The following is a 20,594-nucleotide window of genomic DNA, read 5'->3' on the forward strand; positions in this document are numbered from 1 at the left end:
CGAAAACGAATCGGGCGCATCAGACCCGATCGGACAGACGGCAGGATTCAATTTGAATACCGAACCGCAAAGTTCTCGTTACAGTCTCGGGCTCGCGGCGGAAGTGCTCGCATCCGAGCAAAGCGTGCTGAGGCTGATCACGCGCAACACACCGCTGCCGGAGCTGCTCGTCGAGGTCTGCCGGCGCGCCGAGGCGTTGCTCGGCGACGGCGCGTCGTGCACGATCCTGCTGCTCGACACCGACGGCGTGCACGTGCACGTCGGTGCCGCGCCATCGCTGCCCGTGCGGTACAGCGCGGCGATCGAAGGCGCGTCGATCGGGCCTGCGGCCGGCTCGTGCGGCACGGCGATGTACCTGCGCCGGATGGTCGTCGTCGAAGACATCGAAACCGATCCCCTGTGGGCCGACTACCGGGCCGTCGCATTGCCGCTGGGCTTGCGCGCGTGCTGGTCGGTGCCGTTCCTCGACGAAGCGGGCGTCGTGCTCGGCGCATTCGCCGTCTATTACCGCACGCCGCGCCGGCCGGGCGACGAGGAAACCGAACTGTTGCGCGACATCGGCAACAGCGTCGGCCTCGCGGTGCACCAGGACCGGATCGCACGACAGCTCGCGCGCAGCGAGGAACATCACCGGCTCGTGGTCAACAGCCTGAACGAAGGGATTCTCGTGGTGTCGCGCGACGGCATCGTCATCGCGAGCAACCCGAGTGCGAACCGGATGATGCGCGTGACGGGCGACCTCGTCGGCCGCCGGCTGTCGACGGTGATCCTGCGCAAGCTGCACGAGGACGGCACGCCGATCGCGCCCGACGACTGGCCGAGCCGGCGCGCGCTCGAGACTTCCACGCCGATGCTCGGCTACACGGTCGGCTTCGGCCTGGCGGACGGCGACATCATCTGGGTGCGCGGCAACGCGGTGCCGATCGTGAGGCCGGGCGAGACGCAGGCCGATTCGGTGCTCGTGTCGTTCAACGACATCGGCCCCGTGCGCGAGGCGCAGCAGCAGTTGCGCTACCTGGCGACGCGCGATGCGCTGACGGGCCTCTACAACCGCCGCTGGCTCGGCGACCGCATGCGCGAGCTGTTCGGCGGACACGATGCGGCGGGCGGGCCCGCGCGCGTCGCGATCCTGTTCATCGATCTCGTCGGTTTCAAGAAGGTCAACGACACGGCCGGCCACGACGCGGGCGACGCGCTGCTGCGCAGCGTGGCCGCTCGGCTCGCGGCCTGCGGCGGCGGCCAGTACGCGCTGACGCGGGTCGGCGGCGACGAGTTCGTGATCCTCGTCGACGACTGCGACGATCCCGACCGGCTCGCGGTGCTCGCGCGCGAGGTGATCGACGCGATCGCGAAGCCGTTCGCGATCGCGAACAACGAATACTGGCTCGGCGTGTCGATCGGGATCAGCGTCGCGCCGCGCGACGGCGACGATGCCGTCACGCTGATGCGCAATGCCGATTCGGCGATGTACGACGCGAAGCAGCGCGGCCGCAACCACTTCACGTTCTTCACCGCACAACTCAACCTGCGGCTGCAGCGCCGCTTCGCGATCGAGCAGTCGCTGCGGCGCGCGCTGTCGTCGGACATGCTGCGGCTCGCGTATCAGCCCGTCGTCGACGCGCGCAGCGGCCGCACGGTCGGCGCCGAGGCGCTGTTGCGCTGGACGAGCCCCGAGCTCGGGCCGATGTCGCCGGCGGAGTTCATTCCGGTCGCGGAAGATACGGGGCTGATCGTCGCGATCGGCCAGTGGGTGCTCGAAACCGCGTGCCGGCAGGCGGCCGAATGGCGCCGCACGATCGCGCCCGACCTGATGCTGGCCGTCAACCTGTCGCCGCGGCAGTTCCACGAAGGGCTCGTCGAATCGGTCGGTCGCTGCCTTGCGCAGACTCGGCTCGATCCGTCCGCGCTCGAACTCGAGATTACCGAAGGACTGCTGATGAATGACACGGACACCGTGCTGCCGATGCTCGAGGCGCTCACGGACATGAACGTGCGGATCTCGGTCGACGATTTCGGCACCGGCTATTCATCGCTCGCCTACCTGAAGCGCTTTCCGCTGCACAACCTGAAGGTCGACCGCTCGTTCGTGTCGGGCGTGCCCGATCATCACGACTCGGTGGCGATCACGCAGGCCGTGGTCGCGATGGCGCATTCGCTCGGGATGAAGGTCACGGCAGAAGGGGTCGAGACGCAGGCGCAATCGTGGTTCCTGCAGCAGATCGGCTGCGACATGCAGCAGGGCTATCTGTTCAGCCGCCCGCTGGACCCGAGCGACTACGCGCGCCGGCTCGGCGCCATGTGAGCGCGGCGCGCGTTCGGCGTTCGGCGCTCAGTCGACGCGCGGCCCGCCGAACCCGCCGGGGACCGGCGCCGTCGGCGTCGCATCGATCTCGACGCGGTTCTTGCCTGCGTGCTTCGCGCGATAGAGCGCACGGTCGGCCGCTTCGATCAGCAGCGTCGTCGGCAGGCCGGGCATCGGCACGATGCTCGCGCCGCCGATGCTGATCGTCACGGTGTTGCCCGTCGACGAATGCGCGTGCCGCAGCCGCAGCGCCTCGACCGCGAGGCGGATCTTCTCGCCGAGCAGCCGCGCGGCGCCCGGCGACGTGGCCGGCATCACCACCGCGAATTCCTCGCCGCCGAAACGCGCGGCGAGATCGCCCGACTGGCCGAGGCAGCGCTCGATGGTCGACGCGATCTGCTTGAGCACGCTGTCGCCCGACACGTGGCCGTACGTGTCGTTGTACAGCTTGAAGTTGTCGACGTCGATCATCAGCAGCGACAGCTCGCTGCGCTCGCGCGTGCCGCGCCGCCACTCGGCGGCAAGGTATTCGTCGAGATAGCGCCGGTTCGACAGCCCGGTCAGGCCGTCGGAATGCGTGAGGCGCCGCAGCTCGAGATTGGCTTCGAGCAACTGCTGCTGCGATTGCCGCAGCGCGCGGTAGGCCTCGTCGCGCTGCAGCAGGTTCATGTACGAGCGCGAGTGGTAGCGCACGCGCGCGACGAGCTCGATGCGATCGGGCAGCTTCACGAGGTAGTCGTTCGCGCCGGCCGCGAACGCGGCGCTCTTGATCACGGGCTCTTCCTGCGTCGACAGCACGATGATCGGCACGTCGCGCGTCGCCGGATTCGCGCGGTACGCCTTCACGAGGCTCAGCCCGTCGGTGCCGGGCATCACGAGGTCCTGCAGGATCACGGTCGGCCGCGTCTCGATCGCGGTGGCCATCGCGTCGTCCGAACGCGGGCAGTAGTGGAAATCGATGCCTTCCTCGTCGACGAGCGCGCGCCGCACGGCTTCCGCGACGATCGTCTGGTCATCGACCAGCAGCACCATCGCCGGCACGTCGACGGGCGGCGTGTAGGGGCCGCCTGGCGGGCGAGTCAGGTCAATGGTCATGGTCGAGGCGGGTTGTTGCGGTTGTTGCAGGGCCGGCATGGGTGTTGCGCGTGTTCATCGTCGGGCTCAGATTTTCGCGAGCGCCGCCAGCTCGCCCGCGATGCGCCCGAGCGGCAGGATCGCGCGCGCCGCGCCGAGCGTCGCGGCCGCCTTCGGCATGCCGTACACGGCGCTCGTCGCCTCGTCCTGCGCGATCGTATGGTAGCCCTTCATCCGCAGCGCCTTCAGGCCGATCGCGCCGTCGCGGCCCATCCCGGTGAGCAGCACGCCGATCACGCGGCCGGGCCAGTGCTCGGTCAGGCTGTTGAAGAACACGTCGACCGACGGGCGATACGGCGTCGCGGCCGGCTCGCGCGTGTATTCGAGCGTGCCGGCACGGGTGATGCGCAGGTGGTCGTCGGTCGCGGCGAGCAGCGCGACGCCCGGCTGCGGGCGGTCGCCTTCGCGCGCGACGCGCACGGCGAGCGGCGTCTGGCCGTCGAGCCATTGCGCCATGCCTTCGGCGAACGCGCGGTCGACGTGCTGGACGATCACGATCGGGGCGCTGAAATCGGCCGGCAGGCCGCCGAGCACCGACGCGAGCGCGCCGGGGCCGCCGGCCGATGCGCCGATCGCGACCAGCGGGCCGCCGCCGGCGCGGGAGGCCGTGCCGGCGACGCGCGTGCCGCCGGGCGCGTCGAGCAGGCGGCCGATCTGGTCGATCTTCGCGAGCAGCAGGCGGGTCGTGTCGCCGGCGGCGCCGTCGCCGAGCCGCGGCGTATCGACCGCGTCGAGCGCGCCGGCGCCCATCGCCTCGAACACGCGCCAGGCATTCGCGCCGATGCAGCTCGTCACGATCAGGATCGCGCACGGTCGTTCGGATCGCATGATCCGCCGCGTCGCTTCGATCCCGTCGAACTTCGGCATGATCAGGTCCATCAGCACGACGTCGGGCGGCTGCGCGGCGCACAGCTCGACGGCTTGCGCGCCGTCGGTCGCGACCCACAGCACGCGGTGCTCGGGCCGGCGCGCGATCGCGCGGCGCATCGCCTCGACGGCAAGCGGGAGGTCGTTGACGATGCCGATGTTCACAAGCGGAATTCTCCGGTCGGTTCGTAGTGTTGGAGGTGGGCCGGGTTCATGGAAGGGGCTGCCTGTTCGGCGCCGCCGGACGGCATCGGCGGCCGGACGGCACGGCATTCTTTTGGGTTGGCGACGCCCGCATGCTGTCATGCGGCGCGGGCGGCGGCAATCGAAAAATTCGCGCATGGTGCCGTTTCAGTGCGTTTCCTCTATGACGGTGCGGTGTTTGCCGACAGCAGGGGAGCCGGGTCGGCCCGCGCATGCCGGTCCGGCCGTTTCGGCACGACCGGCCGTGGAAGCCGGCATGTTACCGTGGCGGCTTCGATGAAAACGACGGGAGAATGCCGGATGACCGTGCCCGACACCCTGCTGGTCAGCCGCGATCCGTATGCGCCGATCGTGACCGAGCACGACGGCCGCTTGCTGTACCGGATCCCCATCGAGAGCGGGCATGCGTCGTTCCACCGCGATTTTCCGGTCGATCCGGACGCGGTGCGCGTGCTGCGCGACGACGCCGAGCGCTTTTACTTCCTGTTCGCGGCGCTTCACCATCCGTACCAGCTGCGCGCAACGAACCTGTCCGACGCGGAACGCGAACGCTACTTTCGCACGATCCTGTTTGCCGGCCGCGACGAGGTCGAAGCGTTCATGACGGAACTCGACCGCGCCAGCAACGGCGCGGTCGCGAACCTGCTGAGGATCTTCACGCAGGCCGACTACCGGCAACTGCGCGCGGGCCGGTGGTTCGACATGGGCGCCGGTAAGCCGGCCGCGTAGCGCCCGGGGCTGCCCGTCATCCGCTCCGACGGGCGAGGGCGCGCCGTCAATGGCTGCGCGCGTACCCCTGGATCAGCGCGCGCATCATCCCTTCGACCGTCGCGTCGAGCAGGTCGGCTTCCTGCTCGGACTCCTCGACGAGCGCGGCATATGCGGTCGCGAGCGTCACGCGATCGACCTCATGGCGTTGCTCCATCAGCGTCACCATCCCGTCCTTCGCCAGATGAGCGGAGAACGCGCGGCTGCCGATGGTCTGGAATACGTCAATCATGGCGGCTCTCCCGTCCGTTGCCGATGCTTTCCAGTGTAGTCGGCGCACCGGGGCTCCGCCACGCGCGGCGGGCCACTGCACGCCGCCGGCCGGGGCGCTGACGCGCGTGCGGCAACCGGCGCGTTCGCGTCCCCGATTCCTCGGATGAAACACCACCGACACCTGGCCCGGGCACGGCGTTCGCACACTTCAACGTTTACCCGGAGCAGTAAATTGTCGACTTTTTGTCGATAAAGTCTCGTGTTAGATTGCGCCGTCAGAGCCCGGTCCAAACCGGGCAGGCGGCGCGTTGCCAAGGCGCCGTGCATTCGACACAAGGAGGAGCAATGCTGGTGCTGATTGGGGTGCCGATCGTCGTGATCGGTTTTGCGCTGCGCTTCAATGCGCTGCTGGTGGTCACGATCGCGGGGCTCGCGACGGGGCTGGCGGGCGGGCTGAATCTCGTCGACATCGTCAGCGCGTTCGGCAAGGCGTTCACCGAAAACCGCTACATGGGGCTCATCTGGCTGACGCTGCCGGTGATCGCGCTGCTCGAGCGCAACGGGCTCAAGGAGCAGGCGAAGCGGATGATCTCGCGCGTGCAGGCGGCCACCACGGGCCGCGTGCTGATGCTGTACTTCGTGTTGCGCCAGGCGACCGCCGCGCTCGGTCTCACGTCGCTCGGCGGCCATGCGCAGATGGTGCGGCCGCTGATCGCGCCGATGGCCGAGGCCGCCGCGGTCAACCGGCATGGCGAGCTGCCCGAAGCGGTGCGCCAGCAGATCCGCGCGCATGCGTCGGGCGCCGACAACGTCGCCGTGTTCTTCGGCGAGGACATCTTCATCGCGATCCAGTCGATTCTGCTGATCAAGGGCTTTCTCGAACAGAACGGCATCTCCATCGAGCCGCTGCATCTGTCGGTGTGGGCGATCCCGACCGCGATCGCCGCACTCCTGATCCACTGCACGCGCCTCGCGCTGCTCGACCGCCGGCTCACGCGCGGCTTCGGCCTGGTGGGGCAGGAGGGCGCGCGATGATCGGCCTCGAATCGCTGTACACGCTCGCGGGGCTGATGTTCGCCGCGTTCGCCTTCTTCAACCTGACCGACCGCACGAACCCGCGCCGCATCGTCAATTTCGCGTTCTGGGCGATCTACGCGCTCACGTTCCTGTTCGGCGCGCTGCTGCCGCATTTCGTGACGGGCTGCCTCGCGATCGCGCTCGCGGTGATCGCCGGCTCGGGCAAGCTCGGGCGCGGCAAGTCCGACGAAGCCGGGGAAGCGGCGGCCGTGCGGCGCGAGACGCTCGCGCAGCGTTTCGGCAACACGTTGTTCCTGCCCGCGCTGCTGATTCCGGTCGTCACGCTGATCGGCACGTTCGCGTTGAAGCTCGTGCCGTTCGTCGAGCAGAAGAGCGTGACGCTGATCTCGCTCGTGCTCGGCACGCTCGTCGCGTTCGCCGTCGCGCTCGCGATGCTGCGCGATTCGCCCGTGCATGCGGTGAAGGAGGCACGCCACACGATGGACGCGGTCGGCTGGGCCGCGATCCTGCCGCAGATGCTCGCGGCGCTCGGCGCGCTGTTCGCGGTGGCCGGTGTCGGCGGCGTGGTGTCGGGGCTCGTGAAGGCGTGGGTGCCGATCGATTCGCCGTTCGCGGTGGTCGCGGCCTACACGGTCGGCATGGCGTTGTTCACGATGATCATGGGCAACGGCTTCGCCGCGTTCCCCGTGATGACGGCCGGCATCGGCCTGCCGCTGATCGTCCACCAGTTCCACGGCAACCCGGCGATCGTCGGCGCGATCGGGATGCTGAGCGGCTTCTGCGGTACGCTGATGACGCCGATGGCCGCGAACTTCAACATCGTGCCGGCGGCGCTGCTCGAACTGAAGGACAAGAATGGCGTGATCAAGGTGCAGTGGCCGACGGCCTTGCTGCTGCTCGCCGTGAACACGCTGCTGATGTACGCGTTCGCATTCCGCTTCTGACGAGATCCCCATGACCGACCGACTGACCCCCGAACTCGCCTCGAAATTCGCGTCGCTCGCGCTCGCGCACCTGACCCGCGAATATCCGAACAAGCTCACGCATTCGCTCGAAGGCCCGCACGACGTGCAGGGGCCGCGCGCACTTCACCCGATCTTCTACGGCAGCTACGACTGGCACTCGTGCGTGCACGGCTACTGGCTCGTGCTGCGCGTGCTCGAACGCTATCCGGCATTGCCGGAGGCCGAACGCATCGTCGCGATCGTCGACGCGCACTTCACCGAGGCGAACGTTGCCGGCGAGCGCGCGTATCTCGCGCGGCCGCACAACGCCGGTTTCGAGCGGCCGTACGGCTGGGCGTGGCTGCTCGCGCTGTCGGCGCAGCTGGAGCGGCTCGCGCTGAAGGGGGCGATGCCGCAGGCCGCTCGCTGGGCGAAGACGATGGCGCCGCTGACCGACCTGTTCGTGTCGCGCTTCGAGACCTTCCTGCCGAAAGCGACCTATCCGCTGCGCGTCGGCACGCACTTCAACACCGCGTTCGCGCTGGCGCTCACGCTCGACTTCGCACGCGATACGCAGCGCGACGGGCTCGCGGCGCTGATCGTCGATACCGCGAAGCGCTGGCACCTGAACGATGTCGCGTGCCAGGCGTGGGAGCCGTCGGGTGACGAGTTCCTGTCGCCCGCGCTGATGGAGGCGGAGCTGATGCGGCGCGTGCTGCCGGCCGCCGAATTCGACGGCTGGTTCGCGCGCTTCCTGCCCGATCTCGCGCGCGGCGAGCCGGCCACGCTGTTCGAGCCGGCGACGGTCAGCGATCGCAGCGACGGCAAGATCGCGCACCTCGACGGGCTGAACCTGAGCCGCGCGTGGTGCCAACGGGCGCTCGCCGGCGCGCTGCCGGAAGGCGATGCGCGGCGCGCGAAGCTGCTCGACGCGGCCGACCGGCATCTCGCGAGCGCACTCGCGCACGTGGCCGGCGACTACATGGGCGAGCACTGGCTCGCGACGTTCGCGTTGCTCGCGCTGGAGGCGTAGCGCGCGAAACCCCGCCGGCGGCAAGGTCTTCGGTGCGCGGCTATACTCGCCGCTCGGGCCGTATCGCGCAGCATGCGTTGCGCGATGCGGCCATCTGTTTCCTTGCCGCCTCGCCATGGACAAGCTTATTTCCTACGTCGCCGCGATCCACGGACTCTCGGGCCCCGTGTCGATCGTGTCGCACGCGACGTCGCACGACCGCTGGACCGACGACGACGTCGAAGTCACGCGCGACGAAACCGAATACCGCTTCGACAACGGCGCGATCGTGCGCCGCTCGGTCGAGCAGGACCGCGCGCCGTCCGACCTGCTGTGCGCGGAATGCTGGATCGACTACGACGTGCTGCGCCATCCCGATGCGCAAGCGATCGGCCCGACGCGGATGACGTTCGACAACGCCTGCCGCGAGACTTTCTGGCTGCGTTATCACCTGGCGTGAACGTGTGACGGCATAGCGGTGTGACCGCGCGCGGCCGCATCAACCCGGCGGCACGCCCTCAGCCGCATGCAGCAGCGGCGCGAGCCGCGTCGCCGCTTCCCGCATCTTCGGCACGTTCTCCAGCAAGTCGTTGAGCGTCGCGCGCGCGGTCGGCGCATGCACGGCGAGCGCCGCGAGCACGCGGCCGCTCGCTGCCTCCTTCACGGGCACCGCAACCGCCACCATCCCGCGCACGAATTCCTCGTTGTCGATCCCGACGCCGCGCGCGGCGAGCCGGTCGAGCTCGGCCGCGAGCAACTGCGCATCGGTCAGCGTCCGGTAGGTCATCTTCTTCAGCGTGAGCCGCGCGAGCATCGCATTGCGCTCCAGCGCATTCATCTGCGACAGGAACAGCTTGCCGCTCGCCGTGCAATGCAGTGGCACGCGCATGCCGGGCCGCATCTCGAGCCGTAGCGGCTCGGTCGTCTCGACGCGTTCGACGTACAGCACCGTGTCGCCGTCGAGCGCGGTGAGGTTGCAGGTCTCGCCGAGCACGTCGACGAGCGAGCGCAGCACCGAGCGGCAGCCGCGCGTGAAGGTGTTGTTCGACAGCGCCGCGAGCGCGAACTGCGCGGCGCGCGGGCCGAGCGCGATGCCGCGATCATGGCCGCGCGAGTCGGGCATGTGAATCACGTAGCCGCGCGTTTCGAGCGATTCGATCAGGCGCAGCAGCGTCGCCTTTGGAATGTGCAGCCGCGCGGCGAGCTGCGACAGCGTGTAGGGCTGGCCGGCCGACGCGAGTGCTTCGAGCACCGCGAGCGCGCGCAGGACGCGCGCGTCGTCGGCGGGCGCGCCATCGGGCGGCGCGGGGGCGGTTTCGCGCATGTGTCTCCTCCGTCGGGATCGGCGTGCGTCCCGGGATGGTGTGGGCGAGGGAAATGAAACGAATTGAACGGTTTTTGTACCACATTCGTGGTGTGGATAATAAATCGGCTTGTATGCGTTCCGTGTGCTCAATAAATTTGGACAAAACATACCGGATTTTTCCAAAACCCCGGAACGGAGACACGGAATGACACGCAGCTTCGACTATGTCGTGGTTGGCGCGGGATCGGCCGGTTGCGTCCTCGCCAACCGGCTGTCCGACGGCGGCCGCCATACGGTGTGCCTGCTGGAAGCGGGCCCCGCCGACCGCTACATGTGGATCCACGTGCCGATCGGGTACGGCAAGACGATGTTCCACCCCGTGTACAACTGGGGCTTCCATACCGATCCCGATCCGAACATGCACAACCGCCGCCTGTACTGGCCGCGCGGCCGCACGCTCGGCGGCTGCAGCTCGATCAACGGGCTGATCTACGTGCGCGGGCAGCAGCAGGACTACGACCATTGGGCCGCACTCGGCAATCGCGGCTGGAGCTGGCGCGAGTGCCTGCCGTATTTCCGCAAGCTCGAACACAACACGCTCGGCGACGGGCCCACGCGCGGCACCGGCGGCCCGCTGTGGGCGTCCGCGATCCGGCAGCGGCACGAACTCGTCGATGCGTTCGTGGCCGCGTCGAACCGGCTCGGCGTGCGCACGGTCGACGATTTCAACACGGGCGACCAGGAAGGCGTCGGCTATTACCAGCTCACCACGCGCAACGGGCTGCGCTGCTCGACGGCGGTGGCGTACCTGAAGCCCGCGCGCGGGCGGCCGAACCTGCATGTCGAAACCGATGCGCAGGCGCTGAAGGTGCTGTTCGACGGCGCGCAGGCGGCCGGCGTGCGGTACGTCCAGCATGGCAAGGTGCACGAGGTGCGCGCGCTGCGCGAGGTGATTCTCGCGGCCGGCGCGTTGCAGTCGCCGCAACTGCTGCAGGTGTCGGGCGTCGGGCCGGCCGCGCTCCTGAACCGGCACGGGATTCCGGTCGTCGCCGATCGCGCGGGTGTCGGCGAGAACCTGCAGGATCACCTGCAGATTCGTCTGATCTACGAAGTGACGAAGCCGATCACGACCAACGACGAACTGCATTCGTGGATCGGCCGCGCGAAGATGGGGCTGCAGTGGGCGCTGTTCCGTGGCGGCCCGCTCGCGATCGGCATCAACCAGGGCGGGATGTTCTGCCGTGCGCTGCCGGACGAATCGGCGACGCCGGACATCCAGTTCCATTTCTCGACACTGTCGGCCGATTCGGCCGGCGGCAGCGTGCATCCGTTTCCCGGCTGCACGTATTCGATCTGCCAGCTGCGGCCCGAATCGCGCGGCACCGTGCGCATCCGCACCGACGATGCGCGCGATGCGCCGTCGATCCAGCCGAACTATCTCGACACGGAGCGCGACCGCCGCACGACGGTGGCCGGCGTGCGCTTCGCGCGCCGCGTCGCGGCCACCGAGCCGATGGCGCCGCTGATGAAGCGCGAGGTGCGGCCGGGCGCGGACGCGCAGACTGACGACGAGCTGCTCGAGTTCTGCCGGGAATACGGGCAGACGATCTTCCATCCGTCCGGCACCGCGAAAATGGGCGTCGCGAGCGATCCGCTCGCGGTCGTCGACGAGCGGCTGCGCGTGTACGGCACGCGCGGGCTGCGCGTGGTCGACTGCTCGATCATGCCGACCCTCGTATCGGGCAATACCAACGTGCCGATCGTGATGGTCGCCGAGAAGGCGTCCGACATGATCCTCGAGGACGCGCGCGCGGCCGATCGCGGCCACAGCGTCGCGCCGGCCGCCGAGGCGCTCGCGTAGGGCGTCGCCACGCATCACCCGCGTGGCCCGTGCGCCTGCGCCCGGACGGCCGCCGCGCGTTCATCGATGCCCCCGCCGGTACGGCGCCGGGGCGGGTTGCGGCGCATCCTTACCTGGAGAAGCTCGCATGGCAATCGATTCCCGGGTCGTCCGACGCGTGGCCGCGGCCAGCGTGATCGGCGCGACCGTCGAGTGGTACGACTTTTTCCTGTACGGCGTGGTCGCCGGCATCGTGTTCGACAAGCAGTACTTTCCGGCCGGCGACGCGTTCGTGTCGACGATGCTCGCGTATGCGACGTTTGCGGTCGGCTTCATCACGCGGCCGCTCGGCGGCTTGCTGTTCGGCCATCTCGGCGACCGCGTCGGGCGCAAGTCCGCGCTGATCCTGACGATGCTGATCATGGGCGTGTCGACGGCCGGCGTCGCGTTCCTGCCGACTTATGCGCAGATCGGCATGTGGGCGCCGGTGCTGCTGCTGACGCTGCGCGTGCTGCAGGGCATCGGCCTGGGCGGCGAGTGGGGCGGCGCGGTGCTGATGGCGTATGAGTACGCGCCGCCGCACCGGCGCGGGCTGTATGCGAGCCTGCCGCAGATCGGGCTCGCGATCGGGCTGTGTCTCGCGGCCGGCGTGGTCGCGGCGTTGTCGCGTGCGCTGCCGGATGCCGCCTTTCTCGCGTGGGGCTGGCGCGTCGCGTTCGCGGCGTCGCTGCTGCTGGTCGCGGTCGGCTTCTACATCCGCACGCGGGTGGCCGATACGCCCGAGTTCGTCGCGCTCAAGCGCCAGCGGCGCGATACGAAGCTGCCGGTCGTCGAGTTGCTCGCCAACTATCGTGAGGCGATCCTGCTCGGGATGGGCGCGCGCTATATCGACGGCGTGTTCTTCAACGTGTTCGCGGTGTTCTCGATCGGCTACATGACGCGCAACCTGTCGATCTCGCGCGGCGATGCGCTGCTCGGCGTGATGAGCGCGGCGGTCGTGATGTGCGTGTTCATCCCGGTGTTCGGCGGGCTGTCCGACCGGCTCGGCCGCGCACGCGTGTACCGGTGGGGCGCGACGCTGTGCGGGCTGTCGGTGCTGCCCGCGTTCTGGCTGTTGCAGACGCAGTCGACCCACCTGCTCGCCGTGTGGCTCGCGCTGGTGATCCCGTTCGGGATCTTCTACGCGATGGCGTACGGGCCGGAGGCCGCGCTGTTCGCGGAGCTGTTCGACGCGAACGTGCGTTACACGGGCATCTCGTTCGTCTACCAGGTGTCGGGCATCTTCGCGAGCGGCCTCACGCCGATCGTTGCGACCGCGTTGCTGCGCGTGAACGGCGGGGCGCCGTGGCTCGTCGGGGTTTACGTGATGTTGTCTGCACTCCTGTCGATCGTGTCCGCGCGGGCGATCGAGAAGCGCGGCGGCGTGGACGGCGTCGCGGTGCGCGCGATGTGACAGCGGGTGGGGCGGGGCGCGGGGTCGTATCGGCGGGGCGGTCGTCGGTCGGTGCCGTGCCCACACCTGAGCCGACACCCGAGCCAACGACGACGGCCACGGCTACGCCAACGCCCATGCCCATGCCCATGCCCATGCCCACGCCTCTGACCGCTGCCGTCAGCCGGTCGTCCGATGCTGCCGGCTGATCGATCTCCCGGTGGTGCCAGGCTCGCGCCGCGTCCCCCTGCCGATCGCGACCCACCACCGTCTGCCCGCCATTCGGCCGCCCACACGCTGGTCCAAGCGAATCCGGTCGACTGGCCCTACCTGCGACAAATCGGCCTGCCTACACTTTCCTCGACAGATCGCCGCATTGAAGCATCTGCACACGATCGACCCGAAGAGAACGATCAGGAGACAGGCATGACCAACAGGCAGTCGGCAGCATTCGCCCGTGCGGCGAGCGTGCGCCCCGCATCAGTCAGTCGAATCGCCTCGCGCGCCCGTTGCGGCGCGGCAGGCCAGCCCGCGTCGGAGGTCTGAGCATGTCGACCCCTTCCATCGAACGCACCGCGAGCGGCTTCGCCGGCGGCCGGCCGAACGATACGCGTTACGACCCGACCTACGATCCGCTCGTGTCGCCGGGGCCCGGGTGCGGCAGGCAGTACGCGCCGACCTACTGGGTCGCGACGGCCGGCACCCCGCCGCCCGACGACGGCCCCGTGACGCGCGATCTCGATGTCGACGTCGCGATCATCGGCGCCGGCTACACGGGCCTCGCGACCGCGCTGTGCCTCGCGCGGGACCATGGCATCAAGGCCGTCGTGCTGGAAGCCAACCGCACGAGCTGGGGCTGCAGCAGCCGCAACGGCGGGCAGGGGCAGAACGCATCGGGCCGGCTGTCGCGCTCGCAGTGGATCGAGCGCTGGGGCAAGGACGTTGCGCTGAAGATGCACGACGAGATCCTCGAAGGCTTCGAGAACTTCAAGTCGCTCGCGGCGGAAATCGACTGCGACCCGCAGCCGGGCGGCCATTTCCTGATCGCGCATCGTCCGCGCATCATGGCCAGGCTCGCGGCCGAGGCGAAGGTGTGGAAGGACGTATTCGGCTATCCGTCCGAGCTGCTGAGCGCCGAAACCTTCCGCCGCGAATTCATCAACGACCACGAAGCGGCCGGCGCGCTGCACGAGCCGGAAGGCATCGGCATCCACGCGCTGAAGCTCGCGTTCGGCTACCTGCGCCTCGCGCGCGAAGCCGGCGCGAAGGTGCATACGAGCAGCCCGGTGCTCGGCTTCGAGACGATCGATGGCGTGCACCACCTGCGCACGCCCGGCGGCGTCGTGCGGGCCCGCGCGGTGGGCATCGCGACCGGCGCGTACACCGCGCAGACGCTGCATCCGTCGCTGCGCAGCAAGGTGATGCCGATCCTGTCGAACTCGATGGTCACGCGCCCGCTCACCGACGCGGAGATCGACGCGTGCAATTTCCGCACGACGCAGGTGCTGACCGATACGCGCACGCTGCGCTTCTACTATCGCTTCCTGCCGGATCGCCGCTTGCAGATCGGCAGCCGCAGCGCGATCACCGGTGACGATGCGCCGAACCCGCGTCACTTCGAATTGCTGAAGGACGGGATGGCGCGCAAGTTTCCCGCGCTGCGCGGCGTGGAGATCGACTACTCATGGTGGGGCTGGGTCGACGTGAGCCACGACATGATGCCGCGCGTGTGCCAGCCCGACCCGCGGCAGTCGGTGTACTACGCGCTCGGCTACGGCGGCAACGGCGTGTCGTACTCGCAGCAGGCCGGCCGCCGGCTGGCCGAGCAGATCGCGGGGAAGGGCGCACGGCAGACGCTGCCGATCTTCACGTCGCCGCTGCCTGGCCACCCGTTCGCGCCGTTCCGGCGCCTCGGGCAACGGATGCTCTACCTGTCTTACTTCAGGAACGACGAAAAGCCCTGAACGTAGTGCATATCGCCCGGCGTGACACAACGCGCGCCGGGCGGTCGAACACAATAAAAGCAATAGAAATCCGTGCGGCCGGGGCTGCAGGCGCCCCTGCACGCGCCGTCGCCGGCGGCGCCCGCGCTCACCCGATGGTGGCGTGCGGGCGGCGTCCGGACAACTGGATATGGAGAAGACATGCAACCCTCGAATCAGAGTGACCTGAAGTGTGGGCTCAAGCAGCGCCACATGACGATGATCGCGCTTGGCGGCGTGATCGGTGCCGGGCTGTTCGTCGGCAGCGGCGTGGTGATTCAGCAGACCGGGCCGGCCGCGATCCTGTCGTTCCTGATCACGGGCGGGCTCGTCGTGCTCGTGATGCGGATGCTCGGCGAGATGGCATGCGCGATGCCGGCCGTCGGTTCGTTCTACGAATACGCGCGGCTCGCGTTCGGCAACTGGCGCGGGCCCGGCAAGATGGCGGGCTTCCTGACCGGCTGGATGTACTGGTATTTCTGGGTGATCGTCGTCGCGCTCGAAGCGGTGGCCGGCGCCAAGCTGATCCAGTTCTGGCTGCCCGATACGCCAGCGTGGATCATCAGCCTCGCGCTGCTGGTCGTGCTGACGCTCACGAACCTGATCTCGGTCGGCAGCTACGGCGAGTTCGAGTTCTGGTTCTCGTCGATCAAGGTCGGCGCGATCATGGTGTTCCTGTTCCTCGGCGGCCTCTACGTGCTCGGCCTGTGGCCCGCGTCGATGCACACGACGTCGGTGCTGCCGACGCTGCTCGGCCACGGCGGCTTCATGCCGCTCGGCATCGGGCCGGTGATGAGCGGGGCGGTCGCGGCGACCGGCTTCTACTTCGGCGCCGAGATCGTCACGATCGCGGCGGCCGAGGCGAAGGAACCGGCGAAAGCGGTTGCGAAGGCCACCAATTCGGTGATCACGCGCGTGCTGGTGTTCTACGTTGGCTCGGTCGCGCTCGTCGTCGCGCTGGTGCCGTGGAACTCGCATCAGATGGCCACGCCGTACGTGAGCGCACTCGAAGTGATGGGCCTGCCCGCTGCCGCCAACGTGATGAACGCGATCGTGCTGACGGCCGTGCTGTCCGCGCTCAACTCGGGCCTCTATGCGGCGTCGCGGATGCTGTTCGCGCTGACCCGCCACGGCGACGCGCCGGCCGCGCTCGCGAAGGTCAACAAGCGCGGCGTGCCGGTGCGCGCGATCCTGCTCGGCACGGTGTTCGGCTACGTGTCGGTGGTGATGTCGTACGTGTCGCCCGATACCGTGTTCGCGTTCCTCGTCAATTCGTACGGCACCGTCGCGCTGTTCGTGTACGTGCTGATCGCGTTCTCGCAACTGCGCCTGCGCAAGCGCCTCGACCCGGTGGCCGCCAGCAAGCTGCGCGTCAAGATGTGGGCGTATCCGTACCTCACCTGGGTCGCGATCATCGGGATGGTCGGCATCCTCGTCGCGATGGCGTTCATCCCCGACCAGCGCAAGCCGCTGTGGCTCGGCGTCGCCAGCCTCGGCGTGCTGGTCGTCGCCTACGGGCTCACGCGCCGCAGCCGCCGCGAGCATCTCGACGACAGCGAACTGCTCGCCTATCCGCCGCGTTGATGCCGGGTAATGCGCGCTAACGCCTGATGCCGAAGGCCCGGCCCGCGTGCCGGGCCTTCGTGCATGCGGCTTCCGGCCCGAGCCGATGGATGGCCGGGGCAACTATCGGGGCAACTATCGGGCTGACCGATAGCACCGATCAGAGGATGCGACTTTATGTCGGCCGCGTGCCGGCATAGCATGGATGAACCGATTCACGGGTGCGCCCCGCCGGGCGCGCCCTCATCCGCGAATCCGCGAACGAGGACAGACGATGGAACATCGGGCACGCGAGCGGGACGAGCAGGCCGAGATCAAGACGACGACGTGCTACATGTGCGCGTGCCGCTGCGGCATCCGCGTGCACCTGCGCGACGGCGAGGTGCGCTATATCGACGGCAATCCCGCGCATCCGCTGAACCAGGGCGTCATCTGCGCGAAAGGTTCGTCCGGCATCATGAAGCAGTATTCGCCCGCACGGCTCACGCAGCCGCTGATGCGCAAGCCGGGCGCCGAGCGCGGCGACGCGCAGTTCGAGCCGGTGTCGTGGGAGGTCGCGTTCGACGTGCTCGAAAAGCGTCTCGCGCACCTGCGCGCCACCGACCCGAAGCGCTTCGCGCTGTTCACCGGCCGTGACCAGATGCAGGCGCTCACCGGCCTGTTCGCGAAACAGTTCGGTACGCCGAACTATGCGGCGCATGGCGGGTTCTGCTCGGCGAACATGGCGGCCGGGATGATCTACACGATCGGCGGCTCGTTCTGGGAATTCGGCGGGCCCGATCTCGACAACGCGAAGCTGTTCTTCATGATCGGCACCGCGGAGGACCACCATTCGAATCCGCTGAAGATCGCGCTCGGCAAGTTCAAGCGGGCGGGCGGCCGCTTCATCGCGATCAATCCGGTGCGCACCGGCTACGCGGCGATCGCCGACGAATGGATTCCGATTCGCCCCGGCACCGATGGCGCGCTGTTCATGGCGCTGATGCACGAGCTGATCGCGCGCGACGCGTTCGACCTCGAATTCGTGTCGCGCTTCACGAACGCGGCCGAGCTGGTCGACCAGCGCGACGGCGCCGACACGTTCGGGCTGTTCGTGCGCGACGCCGGCGCGCCGGAGGTCAACGCGCTGTATCCGCAGAACCGGATGTGGTGGGACACGAAGACGAACCGTGCGGTGCTGCATCACACGGAAGGCGCCGAGCCTGCACTCGACGGCCGCTATACGCTCGACGACGGCACGCCCGTCGCGCCGTCGTTCACGCTGCTGCGCGAACAGGTGGCCGAATGCACGCCCGAATGGGCGGCCGACATCACCGGCATCGCGGCCGACACGATCCGCCGCCTGGCACGCGAGATGGAGACGGTCGCGCGTGACCACGCGATCGCGCTGCCGGTGCGCTGGACGGATTCATGGGGCAAGGAACACGAATCGGTGAAGGGCGTGCCGATCGCGTTCCATGCGATGCGCGGGCTCGCCGCGCATTCGAACGGCTTCCAGACGATCCGCGCGCTTGCCGTGCTGATGTCGCTGCTCGGCACGATCGACCGGCCGGGCGGCTTCCGGCACAAGGCGCCGTATCCGCGCGCGGTGCCGCCATCGGCGAAACCGCCGAACGACCCAGCGCAGATCAAGCCGAACACGCCGCTCGCCACCGGCCCGCTCGGCTGGCCCGCGGGCCCCGAGGACTTGTTTGTCCATCCGGACGGCACGCCCGCGCGGCTCGACAAGGCGTTCTCGTGGGAATACCCGCTCGCGGTGCACGGGCTCATGCATTCGGTGATCACCAATGCGTGGCGCGGCGATCCCTATCCGATCGACACGCTGCTGATCTTCATGGCCAACATGGCGTGGAATTCGTCGATGAACACGACGGAAGTGCGCAAGATGCTGGTCGACAAGCGCGACGACGGCGAATACCGGATCCCGTTCCTCGTCGTGTGCGATGCGTTCGCGTCGGAGATGACGGCGTTCGCCGACCTGATCCTGCCCGACACGACTTACCTCGAGCGGCACGACGTGATGTCGGTGCTCGACCGGCCGATCTCCGAATTCGACGGGCCGGTCGACTCGGTGCGCGTGCCGGTCGTGCCGCCGACCGGCGAATGCAAGCCGTTCCAGGAAGTGCTGATCGAGCTTGCGAGCCGGCTGAAGTTTCCGGCCTTCACGACCGCGGACGGGCAACGCAAGTATCGCGACTATCCGGATTTCGTCATCAATTTCCAGACCGCGCCCGATTCCGGCACCGGCTTCCTGATCGGCTGGCGCGGCAAGGACGGCGACAAGGCCGTCGTCGGCGAACCGAACCCCGACCAGTGGAAGCGCTACGCGGAGAACAACTGCGTGTACCACCACCGGTTGCCGGAGCCGCTGCAGTACATGCGCAACTGCAACGGCCCGTACATGCAGTGGGCGGTCGACAACGGGATGCGCAAGTTCGGCGTGCCGATCGTGATCCAGCTCTACTCGGACGTGATGCAGAAATTCCGGCTCGCCGCGCAGGGCCGCACGTCGGGCCGCCAGCCGCCCGACCATCTGCGCGAACGCATCGCGCGCTATTTCGATCCGCTGCCGTTCTGGCATCGGTCGCTCGAAAGCGGGCTGACCGATGCGGGCCGCTATCCGCTCGCGGCGATCACGCAGCGGCCGATGGCGATGTACCACTCGTGGGATTCGCAGAACGCGTGGCTACGGCAGATCCATGGCGAGAATCACCTGTTCGTGAACCCGGTCACGGCCGCCGCGCAGCAGATCGACGACGGCGCGTGGATCTACGTCGAATCGCCATGGGGCAAGGTGCGTTGCCGCGCGCGCTACAGCGAGGCGGTCGAGCCCGGCACCGTGTGGACCTGGAACGCGATCGGCAAGGCGGCCGGCGCGTGGAACCTGGGGCCGCAGGCGGGCGAGTCGCAGCGCGGCTTCCTGTTGAACCACGTGATCACCGACGAGCTGCCGGATGCGGCGCGCGGCGGTGCGCGGATGTCGAACTCCGATCCGATCACGGGGCAGGCCGGCTGGTACGACGTGCAGGTGCGGATCTATCCGGCCGAAGCCGATGCGGCCACGACCTTGCCGCAGTTCGCGCCGATGCCGGCGCTGCCGGGCACGCCGCGCGTGCTGCAGCGCGTGCAGGCGTATTTCGCGGGAACCGGCGCATTCGCCGCGCGGTTGCGGCGCGCGGCGTCCGCCGGCCCGAAGTCTGAAGATCGCTGATCGAAGGAGCACCACCATGACCCAGATGGCCCTCGTCATCGACCTGAACGTGTGCGTCGGCTGCCATGCCTGCGTGACGAGCTGCAAGGAATGGAACACGTCGGGCGAAGCCGGCAGTCTCGCGGATATGCGCCCGTATGACGACGATCCGTCCGGCACGTTCTTCAACCGCGTGCAGACCTACGAAGCGGGCGTGTTCCCGATGACCGACACGATTCACTTTCCGAAGTCGTGCCTGCATTGCGAGGATCCGCCGTGCGTGCCGGTATGCCCGACCGGCGCGAGCTACAAGCGCAAGTCGGACGGGATCGTGCTGGTCGACTACGACAAGTGCATCGGCTGCAAGTACTGCGCGTGGGCATGCCCGTACGGTGCGCGCGAACTCGACGAAGGCCGCAAGGAGATGACGAAGTGCACGCTCTGCGCGGATCGCATCGACAACGAAGCGCTGCCCGAACGCGACCGCAAGCCGGCCTGTGTGCTCGCGTGCCCGACGTCGGCGCGACTGTTCGGCGACGTGCACGATCCGGAGTCGGACGTGTCGCGCGCGATCCGCGAACGCGGCGGCTATCAGCTGATGCCCGAATGGGGCACGCGGCCGTCGAACCATTACCTGCCGCGCGTGAAGACCGAAGCCTCGTGCGGGTGCGGAAGCAGCGGCGGGTGCGGCAGCGCATCGAACGGCATCGGCGAAGACGATTCATTCGAGGCCCGCGCGACGCGCGGCGACATCGATCTCGTGTCGCTCGCGACGCAGCGCTGAGCGCCAAGCCCTTCA

16 protein-coding genes are annotated in these 20,594 nt (G+C 68.6%); 12 read left to right on the forward strand and 4 right to left on the reverse strand.

What is annotated here, in order from left to right; all coding sequences use genetic code 11:
* The first annotated feature begins 52 nt into the window (after positions 1–52).
* Entirely contained in the window at positions 53–2,302 is a 2,250-nt protein-coding gene (locus CFB39_RS23030) for a bifunctional diguanylate cyclase/phosphodiesterase (RefSeq protein WP_089474567.1), read from the forward strand.
* A 27-nt stretch (positions 2,303–2,329) separates the two neighbouring features.
* Here CFB39_RS23030 and CFB39_RS23035 read toward each other — a convergent pair whose 3' ends face one another.
* Complete coding sequence (locus CFB39_RS23035) at positions 2,330–3,397, reverse strand: diguanylate cyclase (protein ID WP_089474568.1); 1,068 nt, start codon at positions 3,395–3,397, stop codon at positions 2,330–2,332.
* A gap of 66 nt (positions 3,398–3,463) precedes the next feature.
* Positions 3,464–4,468: a chemotaxis response regulator protein-glutamate methylesterase gene (locus tag CFB39_RS23040; RefSeq protein WP_089427843.1), complete on the reverse strand. Its 1,005-nt coding sequence runs from the start codon at positions 4,466–4,468 to the stop codon at positions 3,464–3,466.
* 315 nt (positions 4,469–4,783) lie between these two features.
* Here CFB39_RS23040 and CFB39_RS23045 point away from each other — a divergent pair, with 315 nt between their 5' ends.
* Positions 4,784–5,236, forward strand: a complete 453-nt coding sequence (locus CFB39_RS23045) for a hypothetical protein (RefSeq protein WP_256991446.1) — start codon at positions 4,784–4,786, stop codon at positions 5,234–5,236.
* Positions 5,237–5,282: 46 nt separating this feature from the next.
* On the opposite strand, the gene CFB39_RS23050 is transcribed toward CFB39_RS23045, so the two are convergent.
* Positions 5,283–5,507, reverse strand: a complete 225-nt coding sequence (locus tag CFB39_RS23050) for a hypothetical protein (protein WP_039357299.1) — start codon at positions 5,505–5,507, stop codon at positions 5,283–5,285.
* A 326-nt stretch (positions 5,508–5,833) separates the two neighbouring features.
* On the opposite strand from CFB39_RS23050, the gene CFB39_RS23055 reads away from it, so the two are divergent.
* The 4 genes from CFB39_RS23055 to CFB39_RS23070 all read left to right on the forward strand — a co-directional run bounded on the left by CFB39_RS23055 (position 5,834) and on the right by CFB39_RS23070 (position 8,942).
* Positions 5,834–6,523: a DUF969 domain-containing protein gene (locus tag CFB39_RS23055; RefSeq protein ID WP_089474570.1), complete on the forward strand. Its 690-nt coding sequence runs from the start codon at positions 5,834–5,836 to the stop codon at positions 6,521–6,523.
* The gene (locus CFB39_RS23060; protein ID WP_089427840.1) at positions 6,520–7,470 is read left to right on the forward strand and encodes a DUF979 domain-containing protein; all 951 of its coding nucleotides are present in this window, start codon (positions 6,520–6,522) and stop codon (positions 7,468–7,470) included. Before CFB39_RS23055 ends, CFB39_RS23060 begins: the two co-directional genes overlap by 4 nt.
* 10 nt (positions 7,471–7,480) lie before the next feature.
* A complete protein-coding gene (locus CFB39_RS23065) occupies positions 7,481–8,503 on the forward strand; it encodes a DUF2891 domain-containing protein (protein WP_089474571.1) in 1,023 nt (340 codons plus the stop codon).
* A 115-nt stretch (positions 8,504–8,618) separates the two neighbouring features.
* A complete protein-coding gene (locus CFB39_RS23070; protein ID WP_089474572.1) occupies positions 8,619–8,942 on the forward strand; it encodes a hypothetical protein in 324 nt (107 codons plus the stop codon).
* Between the two features lie 39 nt (positions 8,943–8,981).
* Here CFB39_RS23070 and CFB39_RS23075 read toward each other — a convergent pair whose 3' ends face one another.
* Positions 8,982–9,806, reverse strand: coding sequence for an IclR family transcriptional regulator (locus CFB39_RS23075; RefSeq protein WP_089427837.1), 825 nt, complete (start codon positions 9,804–9,806; stop codon positions 8,982–8,984).
* Positions 9,807–9,993: 187 nt separating this feature from the next.
* On the opposite strand from CFB39_RS23075, the gene CFB39_RS23080 reads away from it, so the two are divergent.
* The 6 genes from CFB39_RS23080 to CFB39_RS23115 all read left to right on the forward strand — a co-directional run bounded on the left by CFB39_RS23080 (position 9,994) and on the right by CFB39_RS23115 (position 20,579).
* The gene (locus CFB39_RS23080) at positions 9,994–11,649 is read left to right on the forward strand and encodes a GMC family oxidoreductase (protein ID WP_089474573.1); all 1,656 of its coding nucleotides are present in this window, start codon (positions 9,994–9,996) and stop codon (positions 11,647–11,649) included.
* Between the two features lie 127 nt (positions 11,650–11,776).
* Positions 11,777–13,081, forward strand: a complete 1,305-nt coding sequence (locus CFB39_RS23085; protein ID WP_089474574.1) for an MFS transporter — start codon at positions 11,777–11,779, stop codon at positions 13,079–13,081.
* A gap of 527 nt (positions 13,082–13,608) precedes the next feature.
* A complete protein-coding gene (locus CFB39_RS23095; RefSeq protein WP_089474576.1) occupies positions 13,609–15,024 on the forward strand; it encodes an FAD-binding oxidoreductase in 1,416 nt (471 codons plus the stop codon).
* Between the two features lie 180 nt (positions 15,025–15,204).
* Positions 15,205–16,626: an amino acid permease gene (locus tag CFB39_RS23105; RefSeq protein WP_089427832.1), complete on the forward strand. Its 1,422-nt coding sequence runs from the start codon at positions 15,205–15,207 to the stop codon at positions 16,624–16,626.
* Between the two features lie 253 nt (positions 16,627–16,879).
* Positions 16,880–19,816: a molybdopterin oxidoreductase family protein gene (locus CFB39_RS23110; RefSeq protein ID WP_089474577.1), complete on the forward strand. Its 2,937-nt coding sequence runs from the start codon at positions 16,880–16,882 to the stop codon at positions 19,814–19,816.
* Between the two features lie 16 nt (positions 19,817–19,832).
* Positions 19,833–20,579 (forward strand): 4Fe-4S dicluster domain-containing protein, encoded by a 747-nt coding sequence (locus CFB39_RS23115; RefSeq protein WP_089474578.1) that lies wholly within the window; start codon positions 19,833–19,835, stop codon positions 20,577–20,579.
* The last annotated feature ends 15 nt before the right edge of the window (positions 20,580–20,594 follow it).

Source organism: Burkholderia sp. AU6039, assembly GCF_002223365.1.
In the GTDB taxonomy this organism is placed as follows: domain Bacteria; phylum Pseudomonadota; class Gammaproteobacteria; order Burkholderiales; family Burkholderiaceae; genus Burkholderia.

What these genes read in the sequence shown, in the direction of transcription:
- CFB39_RS23035 (WP_089474568.1), bottom strand. Translation starts at nt 3,397, where the DNA reads ATGACCATTGACCTGACTCGCCCGCCAGGCGGCCCCTACACGCCGCCC.
- CFB39_RS23045 (WP_256991446.1), top strand. Translation starts at nt 4,784, where the DNA reads ATGAAAACGACGGGAGAATGCCGGATGACCGTGCCCGACACCCTGCTG.
- CFB39_RS23050 (WP_039357299.1), bottom strand. Translation starts at nt 5,507, where the DNA reads ATGATTGACGTATTCCAGACCATCGGCAGCCGCGCGTTCTCCGCTCAT.
- CFB39_RS23055 (WP_089474570.1), top strand. Translation starts at nt 5,834, where the DNA reads ATGCTGGTGCTGATTGGGGTGCCGATCGTCGTGATCGGTTTTGCGCTG.
- CFB39_RS23060 (WP_089427840.1), top strand. Translation starts at nt 6,520, where the DNA reads ATGATCGGCCTCGAATCGCTGTACACGCTCGCGGGGCTGATGTTCGCC.
- CFB39_RS23065 (WP_089474571.1), top strand. Translation starts at nt 7,481, where the DNA reads ATGACCGACCGACTGACCCCCGAACTCGCCTCGAAATTCGCGTCGCTC.
- CFB39_RS23070 (WP_089474572.1), top strand. Translation starts at nt 8,619, where the DNA reads ATGGACAAGCTTATTTCCTACGTCGCCGCGATCCACGGACTCTCGGGC.
- CFB39_RS23075 (WP_089427837.1), bottom strand. Translation starts at nt 9,806, where the DNA reads ATGCGCGAAACCGCCCCCGCGCCGCCCGATGGCGCGCCCGCCGACGAC.
- CFB39_RS23080 (WP_089474573.1), top strand. Translation starts at nt 9,994, where the DNA reads ATGACACGCAGCTTCGACTATGTCGTGGTTGGCGCGGGATCGGCCGGT.
- CFB39_RS23085 (WP_089474574.1), top strand. Translation starts at nt 11,777, where the DNA reads ATGGCAATCGATTCCCGGGTCGTCCGACGCGTGGCCGCGGCCAGCGTG.
- CFB39_RS23095 (WP_089474576.1), top strand. Translation starts at nt 13,609, where the DNA reads ATGTCGACCCCTTCCATCGAACGCACCGCGAGCGGCTTCGCCGGCGGC.
- CFB39_RS23105 (WP_089427832.1), top strand. Translation starts at nt 15,205, where the DNA reads ATGCAACCCTCGAATCAGAGTGACCTGAAGTGTGGGCTCAAGCAGCGC.
- CFB39_RS23110 (WP_089474577.1), top strand. Translation starts at nt 16,880, where the DNA reads ATGGAACATCGGGCACGCGAGCGGGACGAGCAGGCCGAGATCAAGACG.
- CFB39_RS23115 (WP_089474578.1), top strand. Translation starts at nt 19,833, where the DNA reads ATGACCCAGATGGCCCTCGTCATCGACCTGAACGTGTGCGTCGGCTGC.